The organism is Streptomyces sp. NPDC048636, from assembly GCF_040650655.1.
Classification (GTDB): domain Bacteria; phylum Actinomycetota; class Actinomycetes; order Streptomycetales; family Streptomycetaceae; genus Streptomyces.
On sequence record NZ_JBEZHR010000001.1, the window covers coordinates 1,209,804 to 1,232,550 of the forward strand.

A 22,747-nucleotide genomic window follows, 5' to 3' on the forward strand; every position below is an offset into this window, starting at 1 on the left:
CCAGGCTCGGCGCCCGGCGGGGCCCATTTCCTCCGATCAGCCCTGGCCCGCGAGGTGGGTGGGCGCGAACATGCGCAGCACCGCGGGCAGCACCACGACCGAAGGACCGGGGGCGGCCAGCGCGGCGCCCAGGTCCTCGGCCAGCCGCCCGGGTGTGGTACTGACCGCGGGGACGCCGAACGACGCGGCGAGCGCCACGAAGTCGGGGCGGGCCAGCTCGGTGCCGGTCGCCTCGCCGAAGGCGTCCGCCATATAGGCGCGCAGGATGCCGTAGCCGCCGTCGTCCACGATCAGCCAGGTGACGGGCAGCTGGTACTGACGGGCCGTGGCCAGTTCGGCGATCGAGTACATCGCCCCGCCGTCGCCCGAGACCGCGAGCACCGGCCGGGTCCGGTCCGCGGCGGCGGCCCCGAGGGCGGCGGGGAAGCCGTAGCCGAGACCGCCCGCGCCCTGCGCCGAGTGCAGGGCCCCCGCGCGCGGGTCGAAGGCGGACCAGGCCCAGTAGGCGAGGATCGTCATGTCCCAGAAGCTGGGGGAGTCGTCGGGCAGCGCCTCCCGCACCGCCGCGAGAACCCCCTGCTCGAGCTCCAGGCCCTGGCCGTCGATCCGCTCCCGCACCCGGGTCAGCAGCTCCACCGCGGCCTTGGCGCCGGTCCCCGCGGGACGGGCGGGGACGGCGTCGGCCAGGGCGGCCAGCGCCGTGCGCGCGTCGGCGTGGATACCGAGCGCCGGATGGTTGGACTCCAGCTTGCCGAGGTCGGCCTCGATCTGGACGACCCGGCCGCGCGGCCGGAACGTGTGGTAGTTGGAGGAGAGTTCACCGAGTCCGGAGCCGACGACCAGCAGCACATCGGCGTCCTCGAGGAAGGTGGTGGTGTGCCGGTCCTCCAGCCAGGACTGGAGGGACAGCGGATGGTCCCAGCCGAACGCGCCCTTGCCGCCGAAGGTGGTGGCCACCGGCGCGTCCAGCCGCTCGGCCAGCTCCCGCAGCTCCTCGTACGCCCCGGAGCGCACCACGCCGCCCCCGGCGAGGATCACCGGCCGCTCGGCGTCCCGCAGCAACTCCGCGGCCTGCGCGATCAGTTCGGGCCGGGGCGGCAGCGGCCGGGGCTCGGCGGGCAGCGCGGTCACCGGAGGGACGGACACCGGCGCGAGCAGTACGTCCTGCGGGATCTCCAGCCATACCGGACCGGCGGGCGCCGCCAGCGCGGACGCCCACGCGGCGGCCACCGCGGAGGGGATCTGGGAGGCGGCGCGGACGGTGTGCACGGACTTCACCACATCGCGGAACGACGCCTTCTGGTCGGTCAGTTCATGCAGATAGCCCTTGCGTCCGCCGCCGAGCCCGGCGGTCGGCACCTGGCTGCCGAGCGCCAGTACGGGCGCGGAGGCGGCGGCCGCCTCCTGGAGCGCCGCGAGCGTCATCAGCGCCCCCGGCCCGGTGGACACCAGCAGTGGTGCGACCGAGCCGGTGACCCGGGCGAAGGCGTCGGCGGCGAAACCCGCGTTGTTCTCCACCCGCAGGCCCACGTACTCCAGTCGCGACCGGCGCAGTGCGTCGAACGCCCCGAGGGCGTGCTGCCCGGGAAGTCCGAAGACGGTGGTCGCGCCGAGCGCGGTGAGGGATTCCACGACGAGATCGCCGCCGTGACGCTCACACGGTGCGGTGTGCATGGGAGGGAGAAGCCTTTCGGTGGGGGCTACGAAGAGGGAGACAGAAGGGACAGGGGCGCGGTTACGCGCCCGCGGTGGCCGGGGACGTCGGCTTTTCGGCGGGTACGGTCTCCCCGGCCAGCCTGCGGCGCCAGAGATCGAGCACCGCCGGGTCGGTCGGCCTGGTGGCCAGGCTGACGACCACATACGCGGCGAGGGAGGCCAGCAGACCGCCGTAGATGGGCTCGTTGGCGAGGATGCCCTTCCACGCCATCAGCCCGATCACGGTCACCCCGCCGACGCCGACCGAGGCCAGCGCGCCCGTGCCGGTGCCGCGCTTCCACAGCAGCCCGCCCAGGATCGGCACCAGCAACCCGCCGACCAGCATGTTGTACGCCACCGTCAGCGCCTCGACCACATCATTGAGCGCGATCGAGATGCCGACCACCGCGACACCCATGATCAGGATGAACAGCCGGTTGCCCGCGACCTCGTCATGCGGACCGCCGCCGGTGCGCAGCGTGCGTCCGCGCAGCCGCGCCCAGATGTCGTTGTTGGCGACGGTGGCGCAGGCGATGAGCGCGCCCGAGGAGGTGGACATCACCGCGGACAGCGCCGCGGCCAGCACCAGCCCCTTCACCCCCACCGGCAGGGCGTCCTGGACGATGGTCGCGAACGCGGCGTCGGGCGAGGAGAGATCGGGGTAGAGCACCTTCGCCGCGGTACCGATGACGGCGCCCGCGACGGCGTAGGCCAGACAGTAGGTCCCGGCCGCGGTGCCGCCGCGCCGGGCTACCCGGTCGTCGCGGGCGGTGAAGACGCGCTGCCAGATGTCCTGCCCGATGAGCATGCCGAAGGAGTAGATCAGCACATAGGTGAAGACGGTCTGCGCGCCGATGCCCATGGGGGAGAAGTAGGCGTCCGGCAGTTCGTCCCGCATCGCGCCGAAGCCGCCCGCCTTGACCACGGCGATCGGCAGCAGCAGAAGCAGCACACCGACCGTCTTGACGACGAACTGCACCATGTCGGTGAGGGTGATGGACCACATCCCGCCGAGCGTCGAGTAGCAGACCACGATCGCCCCGCCGAGGACGATCGCGATCGTCCGGTCCAGGCCGAAGATCACGTCGAAGATGGTGGCGTAGGCGATGGTCGAGGTGACCGCCAGCATCAGGGTGTAGGCCCACATGACGATGCCCGAGACCAGCCCGGAGGTGCCGCCGTAGCGCAGGTCCAGCATCTGGCTGACCGTGTAGACCTTCAGCCGGGCGATCCGCGCCGAGAAGAAGACGGAGAGCGCCAGCAGACCGAACCCGATGGCGAGCACCATCCAGGCGCCGGACAGCCCGTACTGGTAGCCCAGGCCCACCCCGCCGATGGTGGACGCGCCGCCCAGCACGATCGCCGCCATGGTGCCGGAGTACATGGCCGGTCCCAGACGGCGGCCCGCGACCAGGAAGTCGCTGGTGGAGGTGGTGCGGCGCATCCCCCACCAGCCGAGCGCGAGCATGCCCGCGAGATAGATGACGATCACCGTGTAGTCGACAGCGCTCATGGGTGCTCCTCGGTCCGGCGCGGAGCCGGGATAGCGGGGGGAGACGGGCGGGGACGGGGAGGACGGGGAGGGATCCGCGGGGGGTGAGGCGGATCGCGCTGTGGGGAGTGACCGAGACCCTAGGTGTCGCCGGCACGGCCGGGAAGTGTACGTTTCCTTCACTCCCGGCCCTCGGGATGTAGGAACCGTCCATTCGCGCCCCTCGGTGAGGCCCCCGTGAGGAACGACCGCGTACCCCCCACCGCCCCCGTCCCGCTCTCCGCCCTGCTCGCCCAGCCCGCGCTGGGGCTGCGCCAGGTCGCGGGCCCGCGTGAGCCGGAGACCTGGGTGTACCTGGTGCACACCAGCGAGATGGAAGACCCCGTTCCGTATCTGCTCGGCGGGGAGCTGCTGCTCAGCGCCGGGGTGCACTCCCCGGACCCGGAGTCCACCGACGGCTCCTGGGACCGCTATGTCGCCCGTACCGTGCAGGCGGGCGCGGCCGCGCTCGGCTTCGGTATCGCGCCGGTGCACCAGACGGTGCCGCGGGCGCTCGCCGAGGCGTGCGACCGGCATGGGCTGCCGCTGGTCGAGGTGCCACGCGAGACGACGTTCACCGCCGTCGCCAGCGCGGTGTGGGACGCCATGGCCGAGCGCCGCCACCACGAACTGCGCCGGATCACCGAGGCGCAGCAGTCCCTCGCGACGGCCGCCGCCCGCCCGCACCCCGTCCCCGCCGTGCTGCGGCGGCTGAGCCAGCACCTCGGCGCCTGGGTGGCCCTCCACGGCCCGGACGGCGCCGAACTGGCCGACGCCGGACCGCGCCCGCCCCACCCGGCCCGCGCCGCGCTGGGTTCGCTCGCCGCCCGGCTGCGGCCCGGGCTCTCCTCGGCCGCGGACACCGCGGTCGTCGGCGAAGGCGCCCCGCTGTACCTGAGCGCCTACGGCCTGGGCCACACGGAACGGCGGCTCGCGCTCGGGGTGTGCGCGCCGCGGCGCGACGCGGCGGACGGGGCGAACTGGGCGATCGTCGGGTTGGCCGTCGTCCTGCTCGCGCTGCTCACGGGGCGCCGGACGGCCGGCGCGGAGACCGCGCGGACGGCGGCGCTGGTACGGCTGCTGCTCGGCGCGGCCCCGGAGGAGGCCGCCGGGCTGGTCCGGGCCTCCCTGACGGGCGCGGGGGAGGAGCCCACCGGAGCGGTGGACGACGGACCCTGGACGGTCGTACGCGGACGGCGGCGAGGGCGCGCGGTGGACGACGGACCGCTGGTCGCCGCCGCGCTCGCGGCCGGACTCGGCACCCCGCTGATCGACCTGGCCGGGGACGAGCTGCGCGCCCTGGTCCCGGGCGAGGTGGAGGTGCCCGCCCAGCCCGGCTGGACCCTCGGCGTCGGAGCGCCGGTGCCGGCCGCGGAACTGCCGCGCGGCGAAGCCGACGCGGCCCGCGCGCTGCGCCGGGCGGTGGCCGGGCGGACGTCCCTGGCGCGGCACGCCCCGGACCGGACCGACGGGGTCGCCTCGCTGGTGGACCCGGACGAGGCGGGGGCGCTCGGCCGGGCCCTGCTCGCCCCGCTGGAGGGCGCACCCGCGCTGCTGGAGACGCTGCGGGTATGGCTGTCGCTGCACGGCAGCTGGGACCGTACCGCGGTGGCCCTGGAGGTCCACCGCAATACGGTCCGACAGCGGATCGCCCGCGCCGCTGCCCTGTTGGGGGCGGACCTGGCCGACGCGGACGTCCGTATGGAGTTGTGGTTCGCGCTCAAATGGCGGTGAGGGGCCCGGGGCCGGGGGTGCCCCGGAGCCCGGGGGTGAGGGTCCCCGGGTGACGGCCCCTCACCGCCCGCGCGAGGGTCAGAGCTTGGCCCACGCCTCGGTCAGGACACCGCGCAGCACCTGCTCGATCTCGTCGAACACCGACTGGTCGGCGATCAGCGGCGGCGCGAGCTGCACGACCGGGTCGCCGCGGTCGTCGGCCCGGCAGTACAGACCGTTCTCGAAGAGCGCCTTGGAGAGGAAGCCGTAGAGGATCCGCTCGGTCTCCTCGTCGTTGAAGGACTCCTTGGTGTGCTTGTCCTTCACCAGCTCGATGCCGTAGAAGAAACCATTCCCCCGGACATCGCCCACGATCGGCAGGTCGTACAGCCGCTCCAGGGTGGACCGGAACGCGCCCTCGTTGTCCAGCACATGCTGGTTGAGGCCCTCGCGCTCGAAGATGTCGAGGTTGGCGACGCCGACCGCGGCCGAGACCGGGTGGCCACCGAAGGTATAGCCGTGCAGGAAGGTGTTGTCGCCCCGGTAGAACGGCTCGGCGAGCCGGTCGGAGACGATGCACGCGCCGATCGGGGAGTAGCCCGAGGTCATGCCCTTGGCGCAGGTGATCATGTCCGGGACGTAGTCGAACTTGTCACAGGCGAAGATCGTGCCCAGCCGTCCGAAGGCGCAGATGACCTCGTCCGAGACCAGCAGCACGTCGTACTGGTCGCAGATCTCGCGGACCCGCTGGAAGTACCCGGGCGGCGGCGGGAAACAGCCGCCCGCGTTCTGCACCGGCTCCAGGAAGACCGCGGCCACCGTCTCCGGGCCCTCGAAGAGGATCTGCTGCTCGATCTGGTCGGCGCACCAGCGGCCGTAGGCCTCGGGGTCGTCACCGTGGATCGGCGCCCGGTAGATATTGGTGTTGGGCACCTTGTGCGCACCGGGGACCAACGGCTCGAACGGGGCCTTCAGCCCCGGCAGTCCGGTGATGGACAGGGCGCCCTGGGGGGTGCCGTGGTAGGCGACCGCCCGGGATATCACCTTGTACTTGGTGGGCTTGCCGGTGAGCTTGAAGTACTGCTTGGCCAGCTTCCAGGCGGTCTCGACCGCCTCACCGCCGCCGGTGGTGAAGAAGACCTTGTTGAGGTCGCCGGGGGCGTGACCGGCGAGCCGCTCGGCGAGCTCGACGGCCTTGGGGTGGGCGTAGCTCCACACCGGGAAGAAGGCCAGCTCCTGGGCCTGCTTGTAGGCGGTCTCCGCGAGTTCGACGCGGCCGTGGCCGGCGTTGACCACGAACAGCCCGGCGAGGCCGTCGATGTACCGCTTGCCCTTGTCGTCGTAGATGTACGTGCCCTCACCGCGCACGATCGTGGGCACGGGGGAGTTCTCGTACGACGACATGCGGGTGAAGTGCATCCACAGGTGGTCGTACGCCGTCTTGGAGAGGTCGGCGCTCATTGCTATCTCGTTCCCCAGGTATAGGTCTGCTTCCGGAGCTTGAGGTAGACGAAGCTCTCGGTGGAGCGCACGCCGGGCAGCGTACGGATCCGCTTGTTGATCGTTTCGAGGAGATGGTCGTCGTCCTCACAGACGATCTCGACGAGGAGATCGAAGGAGCCCGCGGTGACGACCACGTACTCGACCTCGTCCATGGCGGTCAGCGCGTCCGCGACCGGGTCGAGGTCACCGTCGACGTCGATGCCGACCATCGCCTGACGCCGGAACCCCACAGTGAGAGGATCGGTGACGGCGACGATCTGCATCACGCCCTGGTCGAGCAGCTTCTGCACGCGCTGCCGTACGGCCGCCTCGGAAAGGCCCACGGCCTTTCCGATGGCTGCGTACGGGCGGCGACCGTCTTCCTGGAGCTGCTCGATGATCGCCAGGGATACGGAGTCGATCGACGGCGTGCCGTTCTTGTCAGGTGTGGCCACGGCCCTCACTGTGCACGAGGGTCGGCTGTCTCGCAACCCTCAATCGATGAAATTCGTCGTCCAGGCACCCTCAGATCACTGATTCCGTTGTTCTGGTGTGGCGGGTATGTTGAAAGCGTCGTCCCGCAGATTAGGGTGGACATCTCACCCATCAAGACAGCTGACTTAGGAGGGGTGGCAACGTGACCACCGAACTGCGTCGTCTGCGCAACTACATCGACGGAGAGTTCCGGGACGCCGCGGACGGGCGGACCACGGAGGTGGTCAACCCGGCCACGGGCGAGCCGTACGCCACGGCCCCGCTCTCCGGACCGGCGGACGTGGACGCGGCGATGGCAGCCGCCGAGGCCGCCTTCCCCGCCTGGCGCGACCTGGTGCCCGGCGAGCGGCAGAAGGTGCTGCTGAAGATCGCCGACGCCTTCGAGGCGCGGGCGGAGGAGCTGATCGCCGCCGAGTCCGAGAACACCGGCAAGCCGATCGGTCTCACGCGGGACGAGGAGATCCCGCCGATGATCGACCAGATCCGCTTCTTCGCGGGCGCGGCCCGGATGCTCGAGGGCCGCTCGGCCGGTGAGTACATGGACGGGCTGACCTCGATCATCCGCCGTGAGCCCATCGGGGTGTGCGCACAGGTCGCGCCGTGGAACTACCCGATGATGATGGCCGTATGGAAGTTCGCCCCGGCCCTCGCGGCGGGCAACACGGTCGTCATCAAGCCCTCGGACACCACCCCCGCCTCCACCGTGCTGTTCGCCGAGATCATCGGCGGGGTACTGGCGGAACTGGGCCATCCGCAGGGTGTGTTCAACGTCGTCTGCGGTGACCGTGAGACCGGGCGGCTGATGGTCGAGCACTCCGTGCCCGCCATGGCGTCCATCACCGGTTCGGTGCGCGCCGGTATGCAGGTCGCCGAGAGCGCCTCGAAGGACCTCAAGCGGGTCCACCTGGAGCTCGGCGGCAAGGCGCCCGTCGTGGTCTTCGAGGACAGCGACATCAGCAAGGCCGTCGAGGACATCTCGGTGGCGGGCTTCTTCAACGCCGGTCAGGACTGTACGGCGGCCACCCGTGTGCTGGTCCACGAGTCCATCCACGACGAGTTCGTGAGCGCCCTGGCCAAGGCCGCGTCCGAGACCAAGACCGGTGCCCCGGACGACGAGGACGTGCTCTTCGGCCCGCTCAACAACGCCAACCAGCTGGCCCAGGTCACCGGCTTCATCGACCGGCTGCCCGCGCACGCCAAGGTCGAGGCGGGCGGCCACCGGGTCGGCGACAAGGGCTACTTCTACGCGCCGACCGTGGTCTCCGGGCTCAAGCAGGACGACGAGATCGTCCAGCACGAGGTCTTCGGCCCGGTCATCACCGTCCAGTCCTTCTCGGACGAGGCCCAGGCTCTCTCCTACGCCAACGGCGTGGAGTACGCGCTCGCCTCGTCGGTGTGGACCAAGGACCACGCCCGCGCGATGCGGATGTCCAAGGCCCTGGACTTCGGCTGTGTGTGGATCAACACCCACATCCCGCTGGTCGCCGAGATGCCGCACGGCGGCTTCAAGAAGTCCGGCTACGGCAAGGATCTGTCGGCCTACGGGTTCGAGGACTACACCCGGATCAAGCACGTGATGACGTCGCTGGACGGCTGATCCCGCGAAACCCCGAGGGGCACGGACGCGCTCACCGCGTCCGTGCCCCTTCGCCGTGCGAGGGCGCTTCGCCGTGCGAGGGCGCCACGAGGGCCGTCAGCGGCGGGCGAGCAGGGCGCACAGGGCGCCGACGCGATTGGTGGTGATCGCGTCGACACCCGCGCGCAGCAGCCGGGACATCGAGCGGCGGGTGTCGGCGGTCCAGGCCGAGACCAGCAGTCCGGCCGCGTGGTCGCGGGCCACCAGCTCCGGCGACACCAGCCCGAAGCGGTAGTTGAGCCACCGGGGGCGCAGCGCGGCCAGCAGCTCCGGACGGGGCGGCGCCAGCGTCGTCCAGGTCAGCGCGATCTCGGCGTCCGGGTCGGCGCGGCGTACGGCGCGCAGCGCGGCGAGCGCCCCGCAGTAGTACACCCGGTGGCCCGCCCCGCTCGCGCGCACCTCCTCGACGGCGGCCGGTGCCGCCGCCGCGTCGGGGAGGTCTATCAGCAGCCGGGCCGAGTCGGCCGAGGCCAGGGCGTCGCGCAGGGTCGGCACCCCGCCGCCGGTCAGCTCCCGCGCCTGGTCGGCGGTCAGCCCGGACAGCGGCCGGTCATGGCCCCACAGCCGCTTGAGCGTGGCGTCGTGGAGCAGCACCGGCACTCCGTCGCGGGTGAGCCGTACGTCGATCTCGACGGCACCCGCGCCGGACTCCACCGCGGAGCGGACCGACGCCAGGGTGTTCTCCCGGTGGACATACGGATCGCCGCGGTGGCCGACCGGGACACACCGCGCGCCCGCCCCCACCGGCGCCGTCATCGGCCCGCGACCGCCGTATAGGCGTCGATCTCCGCGCCGAGCCGCGCCTTGCCCTCGGCGTCCAGGAAGGACGCCTCGACCGCGTTCTTGGCGAGCGCCGCGACCCCGGCCGCGTCCAGCCCGAGCAGCCGCGCGGCCACCTGGTACTCGGTGTTGAGGTCGGTGCCGAACATCGGCGGATCGTCGCTGTTGATCGTGACGAGTACCCCGGCCTCGACCATCTGCCGGATCGGGTGCTCATCGAGCGTGGCGACCGCCCGCGTGGCGATATTGGAGGTCGGGCACACCTCCAGCGGAACGCGGTGCTCGGCGAGATGGGCGAGCAGCTTCGGGTCCTGCACGGCGCTGGTGCCGTGGCCGATGCGCTCCGCGCGCAGCTCGTGGAGGGCGTCCCAGATCGTCTGCGGTCCGGTGGTCTCGCCCGCGTGCGGCACGCTGTGCAGCCCGGCGGCGATGGCCCGGTCGAAGTACGGCTTGAACTGGGGCCGCGGCACCCCTATCTCCGGGCCGCCGAGACCGAAGCCGACCAGCCCCTCGGGGCGCAGGTCGCAGGCGATCCGGGCGGTCTCCTCGGCGGCGGCCAGACCGGCCTCGCCGGGGATGTCGAAGCACCACCGCAGCACGGTGCCGAAGTCGGCCTCGGCGCTCTTGCGTGCGTCCTCGATGGCCTCGACGAAGGCGGTGTCCGGGATGCCGCGGCTGGTGGAGCTGAAGGGGGTCACGGTCAGCTCGGCGTAGCGGATGTGCTGCCGCACCATGTCACGGGCGATCTCATAGGTGAGCAGCCGTACGTCCTCGGCGTCCCGGATCAGGTCCACCACGGAGAGGTAGACCTCGATGAAGTGGGCGAAGTCCCGGAAGACGAAGTAGTCGGCCAGTGCCTCGGGGTCGGTGGGCACCTTGGAGTCCGGGTGGCGGGCGGCGAGTTCGGCCACGATGCGCGGCGACGCCGACCCGACGTGATGGACGTGGAGTTCCGCCTTGGGCAGTCCGGCGATGAACGTATTGAGATCGGGCAACGAAACCTCCGGGAGACGGCTGTCTGTGGCGGACTCCGGTCATCGTAAAGGGGCGGTCGGGCGGGCCGCCGCAGGCCGTAGCATGGGCGGACAGCGCAGGGGGGATATCCATGGCCGACCAGCAGGACCAGCCCAGCCCGCAGGATGGCGCGGGAGGTGCGCCGGAGTCCGGACCGGCCCGGCAGCCGGAGCCGCGCGACCGCGATCCATGGGCTCCACCGGCGCAGCGGGTGCCACTGGACAAGCCGGCGCCGCGGCCCTCGGTGGCCGATCAGCCGACGGCCACCGCCACCCCGCCCCTGCCGCCCCTGCCGCCGCAGGGCGTCCCCGGCGCTCCGCCCCCCGGGATACCGCCGGGGGCGGTGCCTCCGCCGCCGCCCGCGCCGACCGGCCCCGGTACCCCCAGCGCCTACCAGGCCGGGCCGTACGGCGCCGTCGGGTACGGCGCCCAGGCGGCCCCGTACCCGGGCGCGCCCTCCTACGGGCAGCCCGCGCCGTACGGGGTGCCCGGCTATGGCCACCCGGGCGGCTACCCGGGCCCGGCCGGTCCGTACGCGCCGGGCGGCGGATACCTCCCGAACAACGGCAATGGCACGGCCGCCCTGGTGCTCGGCATCGTCGGCCTGGTCTTCTGCTTCAGCATCGTGTTCGGGATCATCCTCGGGGTGCTGGCGATCATCTTCGGCGCACTGGGCCGCGGTAAGGCGGCCACCGGGGAGGCGACCAACGGCGGAATGGCCCTCGCCGGGCTGATCCTCGGGGTGGTCGCCGTGGTGGCGAGTGTGCTGATGATCTTCGTCTATATCGCCGCGGACGAGGAGGACGACGATCCCTACGACCCCTACGACGACATTTCGGCCGTGCTGACGCTGCCGTCCGCCGGGTCCGCCGGGCCGGCCGCCATAAGCCGCTGACGGGCCTCCATCAGCGCGAAGCCCAGCAGATTCGGCCCGCGCCAGCGGGCCGGGTCCGCCGCCCGCTCGTCGTCCGCCGCGAGCCCGATGCCCCACACCCGGTCCACCGGGCTCGCCTCGACCAGCACCCGTGACCCGGTGCCCAGCAGATAGTCGCGCAGCGCCGGATGCTGCCCGAACTTGTGCACACTTCCCTCGACCACGATCCGGAAGCGATGCTCCCGCCAGACCGCCTCGTCGAAGGCGCGCACCGAGCGGCCCGCGTCCTTGGCCTCCTTGGGGTGGCCCGCCGCCAGCGCCCGCCGCTCGGCCTCGGCATCCCCGAACAGCCGGGCCTTCCCGGCCATCATCCAGTGCTCCGCGGTGGCGTACTCGACCCCGGCCACGGTGAACGGTGACGGCCACCACTGGCTGAAGCACCCCGGACCGACGCTTTTGTCCCGCCGCGGCCGGTGGCCCCAGAACCAGACGTACTTCACCCGCTCACCACGTGCGATGAGCGCCCTCAACTCCTCGACTGACCGGGGGCCGCCGTCCTCCGGCGCCCGCCCCGCCACCCCGTCCCCGTATGTCTCCATGCCGGGATTCTCGCACCGGCCACCGACAGCACCGCCGGGCATCGCCGGTCGGCTGACCGGATGTGCGTCATGCCCATAACATTGCGCGATATTCACCAGGAGGGGAAACCGCCATGTCCACCAGCAATCCGGGCCCGCAGCAGGGCCCGTACGACCCCAATCAGCCCTACGCCGCGCCCCAGCAGGGCTATCAGCCGCCGCCCCCGCCGCAGTACCCGGCCCCGGGCGGCGGCTATCCCGCCGCGCCGCCCGTCTACCCGGGGCAGACCGGGATGCCGATGCAGCAGAGCAACGGGATGGGCACCGCCGCGCTGGTCTGCGGCATCATCGGGCTGGTCTGCGGACTCACCTACTTTCTGTGGGTCTTCGCAGTCATCCTCGGCATCCTCGCGATCATCTTCGGCGCCCTCGGCAAGGGCAAGGTGAGCCGGGGCGAGGCGGCCAACGGAGGTTCGGCCACCGCCGGGCTGGTCTGCGGCATCATCGGCATGGTCATCCCGGCCATCTACCTCGCCGCGCTGGACGCCGCCCTCGACTCCGTGTTCTAGCCCGGAATCGGTGACCTCCGGCCCTATCGGATCACTGAATCCGTCGCGAAACTAAAAAGCAACAACGGAATCCCTTGTTGAAGAGAAGGTCCTCTGTCAGGATCGGCCTTCGATTCCGGTTGGAGCGACGCCATGCCCCGAGGGGCGACTGGCGGAGGAGAGCAACGCGATGGATCAGCGGTTCGATGTGACGGAGCGGTTCGCCCAGGGTGCGCAGTACATCGCGGGCCGACTGCGCACGGGTGGTTCGGAACGCATACACGCGGTCGTCGACCCGGCCACCGGCGAGCAGGTGTACACCTACCGGCTCGCCGGTGCCACCGACGTCGACGACGCCGTGGCGGCGGCGGAGGCCGCCTTCCCCGTATGGGCAGGCGCCACCCCCGGTGAGCGTTCGGACGCCATGCACCGGTTCGCCGCCGCGCTCGGCGAGCGGGCGGGGGAACTCGCCTACGCCGAGTCGTTGCAGTGCGGTAAGCCGATCAAGCTGAGCGCCGAGTTCGACGTGCCCGGCAGCGTCGACAACACCGCCTTCTTCGCGGGCGCCGCCCGCCATCTGGAGGGCAAGGCCGCCGCCGAGTACAGCGGTGACCACACCTCGTACATCCGCCGTGAACCGATCGGTGTCGTCGGCTCCATCGCCCCCTGGAACTATCCGCTCCAGATGGCGGCGTGGAAGGTCCTCCCGGCCATCGCCGCGGGCAACACCATCGTCCTCAAGCCCGCCGAACTCACCCCGCTGACCTCGCTGATGTTCGCGCAGGCGGCCACCGAGGCGGGCATCCCGGACGGCGTGGTCAACATCGTGACGGGCACCGGCCTCGAAGCCGGTGAACGGCTGGTCGGCCACCCCGGAGTGGCCATGACCTCCTTCACCGGGTCGACCGCGGTCGGCAAGCGGGTGGCCGAACTGGCCACCGCCACCGTCAAGCGGCTCCACCTCGAACTCGGCGGCAAGGCGCCGTTCGTCGTCTTCGACGACGCGGACGTCGAGGCCGCCGCCCACGGCGCCGTCGCGGGCGCCCTGATCAACAGCGGCCAGGACTGCACCGCCGCCACCCGCGCCTACGTCCAGCGCCCGCTGTACGACGCGTTCGTGGCCGCCGTCGCCGATCTGATGGCCACCGTCCGCCTCGGCGACCCCTTCGACCCGCGCACCGACCTCGGTCCGCTCATCTCGCACGCCCAGCGCGACCGCGTCGCGGGCTTCGTCGAGCGGGCCCGCGGCTACGCCACCGTCGTCACCGGCGGTGAGGCCCCCGGCGGCGATCTCGCCAAGGGCGCCTACTACCGGCCCACCCTCGTCACCGGTGCCGCCCAGGACAGCGAGATCGTCCAGTCCGAGATCTTCGGCCCGGTCCTGGTCGTGCTCCCCTTCGACAGCGACGACGAGGGTCTCGCCCTGGCCAACGACACCCCCTACGGCCTCGCCGCCTCCGCCTGGAGCCGCGACGTCTACCGGACGAACCGCGCCACCCGTGAGATCAAGGCCGGATGTGTGTGGATCAACGACCACATCCCGATCCTCAGCGAGATGCCGCACGGCGGGATGCGCGCCTCCGGCTACGGCAAGGACATGTCGGCGTACTCCTTCGAGGAGTACACCCAGGTCAAGCATGTGATGTTCGACAACACTGCGGAGGTCCGCAAGGACTGGCACCGCACGGTCTTCGGGGACCGACAGACCTGATTCGTGCGGCCACCACGCGTGGCCTCGACCGGCTGAGCCCGGCCGACACCTCGAAAGGCACAGCTTCATGGAACCAACCCACGAGCCCGAGAGCCTGTCCCCACCGCAGATCGCCGCGATCCACCGCAGCATGACCGGCGGCCGGATGGCACTGACCCGCCGCAATCTGCTGCGCGCGGGCGGCGCCGGGGCGTTCGCCATCGGCGGGCTCGGGGCGCTGAGCGGCTGCGGTATTCCGCCCGCCGGGCGCGCCGAGGCGGACAACTCCGCCGAGGATCACTCCGCCGAGGAGAAGCGGGTCAACTTCTCCAACTGGACCGAGTACATGGACGAGACGAAGGACAAGCGCCGTCCGACGCTCGACGAATTCCGGCGCCGCACCGGCATCGAGGTGAAGTACACCGAGGACATCAACGACAACGTCGAGTTCTTCGGGAAGATCAAGCCCCAGCTCGCCGGCGGCCAGGACACCGGACGCGACCTCATCTGCGTCACCGACTGGCTGGCCGGACGGATGATCCGGCTCGGCTGGATGCAGCAGCTGGACGCCGCCAACCTGCCGCACGCGTACACCAATCTGGCCGCCGGCTTCCGCGACCCCGACTGGGACCCGGGTCGCGCCCACTCCTATCCATGGACCGGAATCCCCGCCGTCATCGCCTACAACAAGAAGGCCACCGGCGGCCGTAAGGTCACCTCCGTCTCCCAGCTGCTGGACGACCCCGCGCTCAAGGGCCGGGTCGGGATGCTGACCGAGATGCGCGACACCGTCGGGCTCACCCTGCTGGACATGGGCAAGCGTCCGGAGACCGTCACGGCCGACGAGTACGACGCGGCGATCGCGCGCATTCAGAAGGCGTCCGACCGCGGCCAGATCCGCCGGTTCACCGGCAACGACTACACCGGGGACCTCACCAAGGGCGACCTCGCCGCCTGTGTCGCCTGGGCCGGTGACCTCATCCAGCTCCAGGCGGACAACCCGGAGATCGAGTTCACCATCCCGGAGGCGGGCTATATGACCGCCACCGACAATCTCCTCATCCCCAACAAGGCCCGCCACAAGAAGAACGCCGAACGGCTCATCGACTACTACTACGAGCCCAAGGTCGCCGCGAAGATCGCCGCGTACATCAACTACGTCTGCCCGGTAGACGGCGTACGCACCGAACTCGCGAAGATCGACAAGGATCTGGCGAACAACCCGCTGATCCTCCCGGACGACGAGATGGCCGCCAAGTCCCACGCCTTCCGCCTGCTGTCGAGCAAGGAAGAGACGGCATTCGAGGACAAGTTCGCCAAGCTCACCGGCGCCTGACAAGCGAGGAAGCCCCCAGCCATGACCCAGCAGCCCACCGCCGGCGGCGATGTCCGCCTCACCGGGATCAGCAAGACCTACGGGTCCTTCACCGCCGTCCACCCGCTCGATCTGCATATACCCGCCGGCTCCTTCTTCGCCCTGCTCGGCGCCTCCGGATGCGGTAAGACCACCACCCTGCGCATGATCGCGGGCCTGGAGGACCCCACGACCGGCGTCGTCCAGCTCGCCGGGAACGATGTCACCGCCCTGCCGCCGCACAAGCGGCCGGTCAACACCGTGTTCCAGAGCTACGCCCTCTTCCCGCATCTCGACATCTACGAGAACGTCGCGTTCGGACTGCGCAGACGGGGCGTCAAGTCGGTGAAGAAGCAGGTCGACGCGATGCTGGAGCTGGTCCAGCTCGGCGACTTCGCGCGCCGTAAGCCTCAGCAGCTCTCCGGCGGCCAGCAGCAGCGCGTCGCCGTCGCCCGCGCCCTGATCAACCACCCCCGCGTACTGCTCCTCGACGAGCCCCTGGGCGCGCTCGACCTCAAGCTGCGCCGTCAGATGCAGCTCGAGCTCAAGCGCATCCAGACCGAGGTCGGCATCACCTTCGTCCATGTCACCCACGACCAGGAGGAGGCCATGACCATGGCCGACACGGTCGCGGTGATGAACGGCGGCCGGGTCGAGCAGCAGGGCGCCCCCGCCGAGCTCTACGAGAACCCCGGCACCACCTTCGTCGCCAACTTCCTCGGCACCTCCAACCTCATCGAGGCCGAGATCGCGGACAAGAGCGGCGGCGACCTGGTGCTGACCACCGCGGGCGGCAAGCTGGCCCTGCCCGCCGCCCGCTGCGGCGCGGCCGTGCGCACCGGCGGCAAGGTGCTCATCGGAGTGCGCCCGGAGAAGATCTCCCTCACCCATGCCGAGGACGCCGCCACCGTCGCCGACGGACGCAACCGGATCACCGGCCGGATCGCCGACTCCAGCTTCATCGGGGTCTCCACCCAGTACGTGGTGCAGACCCCGGACTGCGCCGAGATGGCCGTCTACGAGCAGAACATCGAACGCGATCCGCGGCTGGTCCCGGGCGCCGAGGTCGTCCTGCACTGGAACCCGGCGCACACCTTCGGCCTCGACGCCGCCCAGGACATCGACGCGGGCACGGAACGGGACGAGGAGGCGGCGTGAGCACGGCCACCGCCACCGAGACGGCACCCCCGGCCAAGCCCCCTGCGGCGTCCGAGAGCGTCCGTAGGGCCTCGCGCCGCAAGAAGCTGGTCCCGTACTGGCTATTGCTCCCCGGCATCCTGTGGCTGGTGATCTTCTTCGCGGCGCCGCTGGTCTACCAGGCGTCCACCTCGATCCAGACCGGCTCCCTCGAAGAGGGCTTCAAGGTCACCTGGCACTTCCAGACCTACTGGGACGCGCTCACCGAGTACTACCCGCACTTCCTGCGCTCGGTGATGTACGCGGCGACCGCCACCGTGCTGTGCCTGGTGCTCGGCTATCCGCTCGCGTACTTCATCGCGTTCCGCGCGGGCCGCTGGCGGAACCTGGTGATGATCCTGGTCATCGCGCCGTTCTTCACCAGCTTTCTGATCCGCACCCTGGCCTGGAAGACCATCCTGTCCGACAGCGGCCCGGTGGTCGGTGTGCTGAACTCCCTGCACATCCTGGACATCACCAGCCAGCTCGGCCTCACCGAGGGCGAACGCGTACTGGCCACACCGCTGGCCGTGGTCTGCGGTCTGACCTACAACTTCCTGCCCTTCATGATCCTTCCGCTCTACAGCTCACTGGAGCGCATCGACGGCAGGCTGCACGAGGCGGCCGGGGATCTGTACGCCAAGCCCCTCACCACCTTCCGCAAGGTGACCTTCCCGCTGTCCATGCCGGGCGTCGTCGCGGGCACCCTGCTCACCTTCATCCCGGCGGCGGGCGACTACATCAACGCGGAACTGCTGGGCTCCACCGACCAGAAGATGGTCGGCAATGTCATCCAGTCGCAGTTCCTGCGGGTTCTCGACTATCCGACGGCCGCCGCGCTGTCCTTCATCCTCATGGCGGCGATCCTCGGGATGGTCACCGTCTACATCCGCAAGTCCGGGACGGAGGATCTGGTCTGATGGCTCTGACACGCTGGATACGGCGGAACCTGGTCGTCATCGCGGGACTCGGCACGCTCGGGTACCTGATCCTGCCCAACATCGTCGTCCTGGTCTTCTCCTTCAACAAGCCCAACGGCCGGTTCAACTACGAATGGCAGCGGTTCTCCACCGATGCCTGGACCGACCCCTGCGGCGTCGCCGACATGTGCGGCTCGCTCTCGCTGAGCCTGAAGATCGCGGTCTGGGCCACCATCGGCGCCACCGTCCTGGGCACCATGATCGCCTTCGCGCTGGCCCGCTACCGCTTCCGGGCCCGCCCGGCCGTCAACAGCCTGATCTTCATGCCGATGGCCATGCCCGAGGTCGTCATGGCCGCCTCGCTGGCCACCCTCTTCCTCAACATGGGCGTGGACTTCGGCTTCTGGACGATCCTCATCGCCCACATCATGTTCTGCCTGAGCTTCGTCGTGACGGCCGTCAAGGCGCGAGTGATGAGCATGGACCCACGGCTGGAACAGGCCGCCCAGGATCTCTACGCCTCCCCGGTGCAGACCTTCCTGCGCGTCACCCTGCCGATCGCCGCCCCCGGTATCGCCGCCGGTGCGCTGCTGTCCTTCGCGCTCTCCTTCGACGACTTCATCATCACCAACTTCAACGCCGGATCGACCGTGACCTTCCCCATGTTCGTCTGGGGATCCGCGCAGCGCGGTACGCCGGTGCAGATCAATGTGATCGGCACGGCGATGTTCGCCATCGCGGTGCTGTGCGTCCTCGCCGGCCAACTGGCCGGCACCCGCCGCAAGAGGAGCTGAGAACCATGGCCGCTGACGCCATGACGCGCTCTGCCGGGGACAGCACCCCCGGACCGTCCGCCCTGGAATCCCTGGCCGACACCGCGTACACCCCGTACTGGCTGGAGGACCCCGGTCGGCCGCGTGCCCGCCCCGCCCTGGTCGGCGACGAGACATGCGACCTGCTGGTCATCGGCGGCGGCTACAGCGGGCTGTGGACCGCCCTGATCGCCAAGGAGCGCGACCCCGCGCGCGATGTGGTCCTGCTGGAGGGCCAGGAGGTCGGCTGGGCCGCCTCCGGGCGCAACGGCGGCTTCTGCGCCGCCTCGATCACCCATGGCCTCGGCAACGGCCTGGCCCGCTGGCCCGGTGAGCAGACCGAACTCGAACGGCTCGGCCACCGGAACCTCGACGAGATCGAGGCCGCCGTCGAACGCTATGGCATCGACTGCGACTTCGAGCGCACCGGCGAGATCGACGTGGCCACCGAGCCGCACCAGATCGAGGAGCTGCGCGAGGGCGCCGAACTCGCGGCCCGGCTCGGCGTCGGCGAGCATGAGTTCCTCGACCGCGACGCGGTACGGGCCGAGGTCGACTCGCCGACCTTCCTCGCCGGTCTGTGGGACCGCGAGGGTGTCGCGATGGTGCACCCCGCCAAACTGGCCTGGGGCCTGAAGCGCGCCTGCGTCGAGCGGGGCGTGCGGATCTACGAGCACACCCCGGCCGAGAAGCTGGCGAGCGCCGGGGCGGCGATGGCCGTCCGCACCCCCTACGGCCGGGTGCGCGCCCGTCAGGTGGCCCTCGCCACCAACGCCTTCCCCGCGCTGGTGCGCCGCGTCCGCCCGTACGTCGTACCCGTCTACGATCACGCGCTGATGACGGAGCCGCTGACCCCGGAGCAGCTCGACGCGATCGGCTGGAAGCGGCGGCAGGGACTGAGCGACACCAACAACCACTTCCACTACTTCCGCATCACCGCCGACAACCGCATCCTGTGGGGCGGTTACGACATCATCTACCGCTACGGCGGCCGGGTACGCGCCGAGTACGACCACCACCCGGCCACCTACCGCACCCTCGCCCAGCACTTCTTCCGCTGCTTCCCGCAGCTGGAGGGCGTGCGCTTCAGCCACGCCTGGGGCGGTGCGATCGACACCTGTTCGCGGTTCTCCGCGTTCTTCGGCAGCACCCACGGCGGACGGGTGGCCTACGCCCTGGGCTACACCGGCCTCGGCGTCGGGGCGACCCGGTTCGGCGCGGAGGTGATGCTCGATCTGCTCGGCGGCGAGCGTACCGAGCGCACCCGGCTGGAGATGGTGCGCAGCAAGCCGCTGCCGTTCCCGCCGGAGCCGGTGCGCTGGGCGGGCATCGGGATCACCCAGTGGTCGATGACCCGGGCCGATGAGAACGGCGGCCGCCGGAATCTATGGCTGAAGGCGATGGACAAGGTGGGGCTGGGCTTCGACAGCTGAGGCCGGGCGTCGGACCGGTGACCGGTACGGGCCGGGGCGTGGTGGTGTGGTCCACCGGGCCCCGGCCCTTCGCGTCCCCGGGTCGTCGGGCTGGGTGTGTGTCAGTCCGACGTGGTTGTCGGGGCCGGGGCGGGCTCGGAGGAAGGGGCGGACCCCGGGGAGGGGGCGGACCGGCTCAGCCGTACCACCGCCCACAGCAGACAACCGGTCAGACACCAACTGGCGACCACGTCGAGCGGCCAGTGGTACGCACACCGCACCAGGCCCCCGCCCACCCCGATATTGAGGAGGACGACGGCCGTGAGGAGGGTCCGCCGCAGCCGCTGTCCCGGGCGCGGACACAGCAGGAGGGCGGCGGCGCCGTAGGCGACGGCTGCCGTCGCGGCATGCCCGGAAGGGAAGAATCCGGTCTCGTCCGCCAACGGTCCGGGCGGCCCCGGTCGGCCGATCAGCGCCTTGAACGGGACGACCAGCGCGGGGACCGCCGCCATCGCCACCGCGGCGGCGAGCGCCGGGAGCCACCAGCGGGCCACACCCGTACGCCGGGCGCGCCACAGCGTCCAGACCAGGGCGGCGCCGAGCACCGGGAGCGCCACCGCGGTGTTGCCGAGGTCCGCGAGGAACCGGGCGACGGGGGATACGGGCGAGGGGAGGGCGGTTCCGGCGGTCGCCCGCCCGAGCCGCTCGTCCAGGGAGCGCAGTGGACCGTGCGAGGTGATCTGCCAGGTGCACAGCGCGAGAAGGACGAGCAGCGCGGCGGGGATGGCACGAGAGGGCGAGGAACCCAGGGAGCCCGAGGAGTTCGGGGAGCCCGTGGTGTCCGAGGAAGACGGGGAAACAGTCGGCGGCCCCGGAACAGGGGGGGTGGTTCCGGGGCCGCCGTGGCGACCGGGGTGCCGCGCGCCCCGGGGGGTTTGGGGCGGGCGGCCGTCCGATCGGTGAGGAGATCCGGAGCCAGAGGCTCCAGTGGTGTGCGCGAGGGCACGGCCGGGTCGGGGCTGGGGAAGCACCGGCTCGACTTCGCCCGCAGTCCCCTGCGAGCGGGGTGTTTCTCTCATCTGGAATGACCGTACGGCAGCGGAGCCCCGCCCAACAGGCCGATCACCCTCCTGTCATCGGCCCCGCACATCTTCTTCACGCAGCCCGTCGAACACGCATGGTCACAGCTGGCCGAAGGCGCTCTCGATGATGTCGAGACCCTCGTTGAGCAGCTCCTCGCCGATCACCAGCGGCGGCAGGAACCGCAGCACGTTTCCATAGGTTCCGCAGGTCAGGACGACCAGTCCGGCGGAGTGGCACGCCTTGGCGAGGGCGGCGGTGGCCTCGGGGTTGGGGTCCTTGGTGCCGGACTTCACCAGTTCGATCGCGATCATCGCGCCACGGCCGCGGAGGTCGCCGATCACGTCGTACTTCTCCTGCATCGCGGCGAGGCGGCCCTTCATGACCTCCTCGATGCGCCGGGCCTTGGCGTTGAGGTCCAGCTCGCGCATGGTCTCGATGGAGCCGAGCGCGGCGGCGCAGGCCACCGGGTTACCGCCGTAGGTGCCGCCGAGGCCGCCGGAGTGCGCCGCGTCCATGATCTCGGCGCGGCCGGTCACGGCGGCGAGCGGCAGCCCGCCCGCGATGCCCTTGGCGGTGGTGATCAGGTCCGGGACGACGCCCTCGTCCTCACAGGCGAACCACTGGCCGGTGCGGCAGAAACCGGTCTGGATCTCGTCGGCGACGAAGACGATGCCGTTGGCGCGGGCGAACTCCTGGATCCGGGGCAGGAACCCCTTGGCGGGCTCGATGAAGCCGCCCTCGCCCGCGATCGGCTCGATGACGATCGCGGCCACGTTCTCCGCCCCGACCTGCTTGCTGATCATGTCGATGGCCTGCGCCGCGGCCTCCTCGGCACAGTTCTCGGCGCCGGTCAGCCAGCGGTAGGGATAGGCGAGCGGAACGCGGTAGACCTCGGGCGCGAAGGGTCCGAAGCCGTGCTTGTACGGCATGTTCTTGGCGGTGAGCGCCATGGTGAGGTTGGTGCGGCCGTGGTAGCCGTGGTCGAAGACCACGACCGCCTGGCGCTTGGTGTAGGCGCGGGCGATCTTCACCGCGTTCTCCACCGCCTCGGCGCCGGAGTTGAACAGCGCCGACTTCTTGGCGTGGTCGCCCGGGGTGAGCTCGGCCAGCTCCTCACAGACCTCCACATAGCCCTCGTAGGGCGTGACCATGAAACAGGTGTGGGTGAAGTCGGCCAGTTGCGCCGAGGCCCGGCGTACGACGGCCTCGGCGCTGGAGCCGACCGAGGTCACGGCGATACCGGAGCCGAAGTCGATCAGCGAGTTCCCGTCCACGTCCTCGAGCACCCCGCCGCCCGCGCGCACGGTGAAGACCGGCAGCACATTGCCGACCCCGGCGGCGACCGCCGCGGTCTTGCGGGCGAGCAGCTCCTGGGACTTCGGGCCGGGGATCGCGGTGACGACGCGGCGCTCCTGGGGGAGGGACGGGCCTCCGGACATTGCGGTCATGAGGTGCTCCAGGGGGAGAGGGGTGGGAGGTCTGGAATGTTTCTCAGCTGTCGTGGCTGTCTTAGCTGGTCTTGGCTGTTTTGGCGTCTGCCGGTAGTGGTCCATATGCCTGGACGAAGGCAAGCCGGTCGCTTCTTCGCAGGCTAGGCGCGCGGGGGCGGATCAGGCATGTTCCGTTCGGTAGCAGTGCGCGTGTTGGGTTGTCCGCGACGGCCATAGCGGCGGCGTCCCGCCGGGGGCGGCTCGGAAGGGCCCATACCGCCCGGGTCGCTGAACTCCCCCGGCGGGAACACTAGATTGAGCGGTGCGCATCAGCACAGGCACAGCCGGTAGGGGGCAAGGGGCAGCACATGGACACCGAGGGCACGTTCGATTCACCCGGTACGCGGCGCGATGCGGTGCCACCCCCCGCCCCCCCGACCCCGCCGGAGGCCCGGTCGGCCCCGCCGCGCCCCGGGCAGACGCCGCCGTCGTATCCGAACCATCCGCATACGCCTCCCCCCGCG

At 70.9% G+C, this 22,747-nt stretch carries 19 protein-coding genes; 10 read left to right on the top strand and 9 right to left on the bottom strand.

Annotated features, from left to right (window positions below; all coding sequences use genetic code 11):
- Window positions 1-36: 36 nt before the first annotated feature.
- Window positions 37-1,674 (bottom strand): thiamine pyrophosphate-binding protein, encoded by a 1,638-nt coding sequence (locus AB0C66_RS05540; protein ID WP_362433095.1) that lies wholly within the window; start codon window positions 1,672-1,674, stop codon window positions 37-39.
- A 61-nt stretch (window positions 1,675-1,735) separates the two neighbouring features.
- The gene (locus tag AB0C66_RS05545; protein WP_362433097.1) at window positions 1,736-3,208 is read right to left on the bottom strand and encodes a sodium:solute symporter; all 1,473 of its coding nucleotides are present in this window, start codon (window positions 3,206-3,208) and stop codon (window positions 1,736-1,738) included.
- A 216-nt stretch (window positions 3,209-3,424) separates the two neighbouring features.
- Here AB0C66_RS05545 and AB0C66_RS05550 point away from each other — a divergent pair, with 216 nt between their 5' ends.
- Window positions 3,425-4,960: a PucR family transcriptional regulator gene (locus AB0C66_RS05550; RefSeq protein WP_362433099.1), complete on the top strand. Its 1,536-nt coding sequence runs from the start codon at window positions 3,425-3,427 to the stop codon at window positions 4,958-4,960.
- Window positions 4,961-5,038: 78 nt separating this feature from the next.
- On the opposite strand, the gene AB0C66_RS05555 is transcribed toward AB0C66_RS05550, so the two are convergent.
- Together AB0C66_RS05555 and AB0C66_RS05560 are read right to left on the bottom strand one after the other, a co-directional pair.
- Window positions 5,039-6,400 (bottom strand): aspartate aminotransferase family protein, encoded by a 1,362-nt coding sequence (locus AB0C66_RS05555; protein ID WP_362433102.1) that lies wholly within the window; start codon window positions 6,398-6,400, stop codon window positions 5,039-5,041.
- A 2-nt stretch (window positions 6,401-6,402) separates the two neighbouring features.
- On the bottom strand, window positions 6,403-6,876 hold the full coding sequence (locus AB0C66_RS05560; RefSeq protein WP_362433105.1) for an Lrp/AsnC family transcriptional regulator: 474 nt from the start codon (window positions 6,874-6,876) through the stop codon (window positions 6,403-6,405).
- Window positions 6,877-7,058: 182 nt separating this feature from the next.
- Here AB0C66_RS05560 and AB0C66_RS05565 point away from each other — a divergent pair, with 182 nt between their 5' ends.
- A complete protein-coding gene (locus AB0C66_RS05565) occupies window positions 7,059-8,513 on the top strand; it encodes a gamma-aminobutyraldehyde dehydrogenase (RefSeq protein ID WP_362433108.1) in 1,455 nt (484 codons plus the stop codon).
- 96 nt (window positions 8,514-8,609) lie between these two features.
- Here the strand turns inward: AB0C66_RS05565 and AB0C66_RS05570 are convergent, their stop codons facing one another.
- Together AB0C66_RS05570 and AB0C66_RS05575 are read right to left on the bottom strand one after the other, a co-directional pair.
- A complete protein-coding gene (locus AB0C66_RS05570) occupies window positions 8,610-9,308 on the bottom strand; it encodes a glycerophosphodiester phosphodiesterase (RefSeq protein ID WP_362433111.1) in 699 nt (232 codons plus the stop codon).
- A complete protein-coding gene (locus AB0C66_RS05575) occupies window positions 9,305-10,327 on the bottom strand; it encodes an adenosine deaminase (protein ID WP_362433114.1) in 1,023 nt (340 codons plus the stop codon). Before AB0C66_RS05575 ends, AB0C66_RS05570 begins: the two co-directional genes overlap by 4 nt.
- 110 nt (window positions 10,328-10,437) lie before the next feature.
- Between AB0C66_RS05575 and AB0C66_RS05580 the strand changes: the two genes are divergently transcribed.
- The gene (locus AB0C66_RS05580) at window positions 10,438-11,241 is read left to right on the top strand and encodes a DUF4190 domain-containing protein (protein WP_362433117.1); all 804 of its coding nucleotides are present in this window, start codon (window positions 10,438-10,440) and stop codon (window positions 11,239-11,241) included.
- Here the strand turns inward: AB0C66_RS05580 and AB0C66_RS05585 are convergent.
- On the bottom strand, window positions 11,169-11,819 hold the full coding sequence (locus tag AB0C66_RS05585; protein WP_362433119.1) for an NADAR family protein: 651 nt from the start codon (window positions 11,817-11,819) through the stop codon (window positions 11,169-11,171). The two genes, AB0C66_RS05580 and AB0C66_RS05585, sit on opposite strands and share 73 nt — an antisense overlap.
- A 113-nt stretch (window positions 11,820-11,932) precedes the next feature.
- On the opposite strand from AB0C66_RS05585, the gene AB0C66_RS05590 reads away from it, so the two are divergent.
- The 7 genes from AB0C66_RS05590 (at window position 11,933) to AB0C66_RS05620 (ending at window position 19,731) form a co-directional block, all read left to right on the top strand.
- Window positions 11,933-12,367 (top strand): DUF4190 domain-containing protein, encoded by a 435-nt coding sequence (locus tag AB0C66_RS05590; protein WP_362433121.1) that lies wholly within the window; start codon window positions 11,933-11,935, stop codon window positions 12,365-12,367.
- Between the two features lie 169 nt (window positions 12,368-12,536).
- Complete coding sequence (locus AB0C66_RS05595; protein ID WP_362433124.1) at window positions 12,537-14,057, top strand: gamma-aminobutyraldehyde dehydrogenase; 1,521 nt, start codon at window positions 12,537-12,539, stop codon at window positions 14,055-14,057.
- A 67-nt stretch (window positions 14,058-14,124) separates the two neighbouring features.
- Window positions 14,125-15,372 carry a spermidine/putrescine ABC transporter substrate-binding protein gene (locus tag AB0C66_RS05600; RefSeq protein ID WP_362433126.1) on the top strand — a complete coding sequence of 416 codons (1,248 nt, stop codon included), beginning with the start codon at window positions 14,125-14,127 and terminating at the stop codon, window positions 15,370-15,372.
- Between the two features lie 21 nt (window positions 15,373-15,393).
- Window positions 15,394-16,548 (top strand): ABC transporter ATP-binding protein, encoded by a 1,155-nt coding sequence (locus AB0C66_RS05605; RefSeq protein WP_362433128.1) that lies wholly within the window; start codon window positions 15,394-15,396, stop codon window positions 16,546-16,548.
- Complete coding sequence (locus tag AB0C66_RS05610; RefSeq protein ID WP_362433131.1) at window positions 16,545-17,486, top strand: ABC transporter permease; 942 nt, start codon at window positions 16,545-16,547, stop codon at window positions 17,484-17,486. Before AB0C66_RS05605 ends, AB0C66_RS05610 begins: the two co-directional genes overlap by 4 nt.
- A complete protein-coding gene (locus tag AB0C66_RS05615) occupies window positions 17,486-18,280 on the top strand; it encodes an ABC transporter permease (RefSeq protein ID WP_362433133.1) in 795 nt (264 codons plus the stop codon). Before AB0C66_RS05610 ends, AB0C66_RS05615 begins: the two co-directional genes overlap by 1 nt.
- A 5-nt stretch (window positions 18,281-18,285) precedes the next feature.
- Window positions 18,286-19,731 (top strand): FAD-dependent oxidoreductase, encoded by a 1,446-nt coding sequence (locus AB0C66_RS05620; protein WP_362433136.1) that lies wholly within the window; start codon window positions 18,286-18,288, stop codon window positions 19,729-19,731.
- A 101-nt stretch (window positions 19,732-19,832) separates the two neighbouring features.
- On the opposite strand, the gene AB0C66_RS05625 is transcribed toward AB0C66_RS05620, so the two are convergent.
- Window positions 19,833-20,327 carry a phosphatase PAP2 family protein gene (locus AB0C66_RS05625; RefSeq protein ID WP_362433138.1) on the bottom strand — a complete coding sequence of 165 codons (495 nt, stop codon included), beginning with the start codon at window positions 20,325-20,327 and terminating at the stop codon, window positions 19,833-19,835.
- 564 nt (window positions 20,328-20,891) lie between these two features.
- Window positions 20,892-22,241, bottom strand: coding sequence for a 4-aminobutyrate--2-oxoglutarate transaminase (gene gabT, locus AB0C66_RS05630; RefSeq protein WP_362433140.1), 1,350 nt, complete (start codon window positions 22,239-22,241; stop codon window positions 20,892-20,894).
- Window positions 22,242-22,747: the final 506 nt, after the last annotated feature.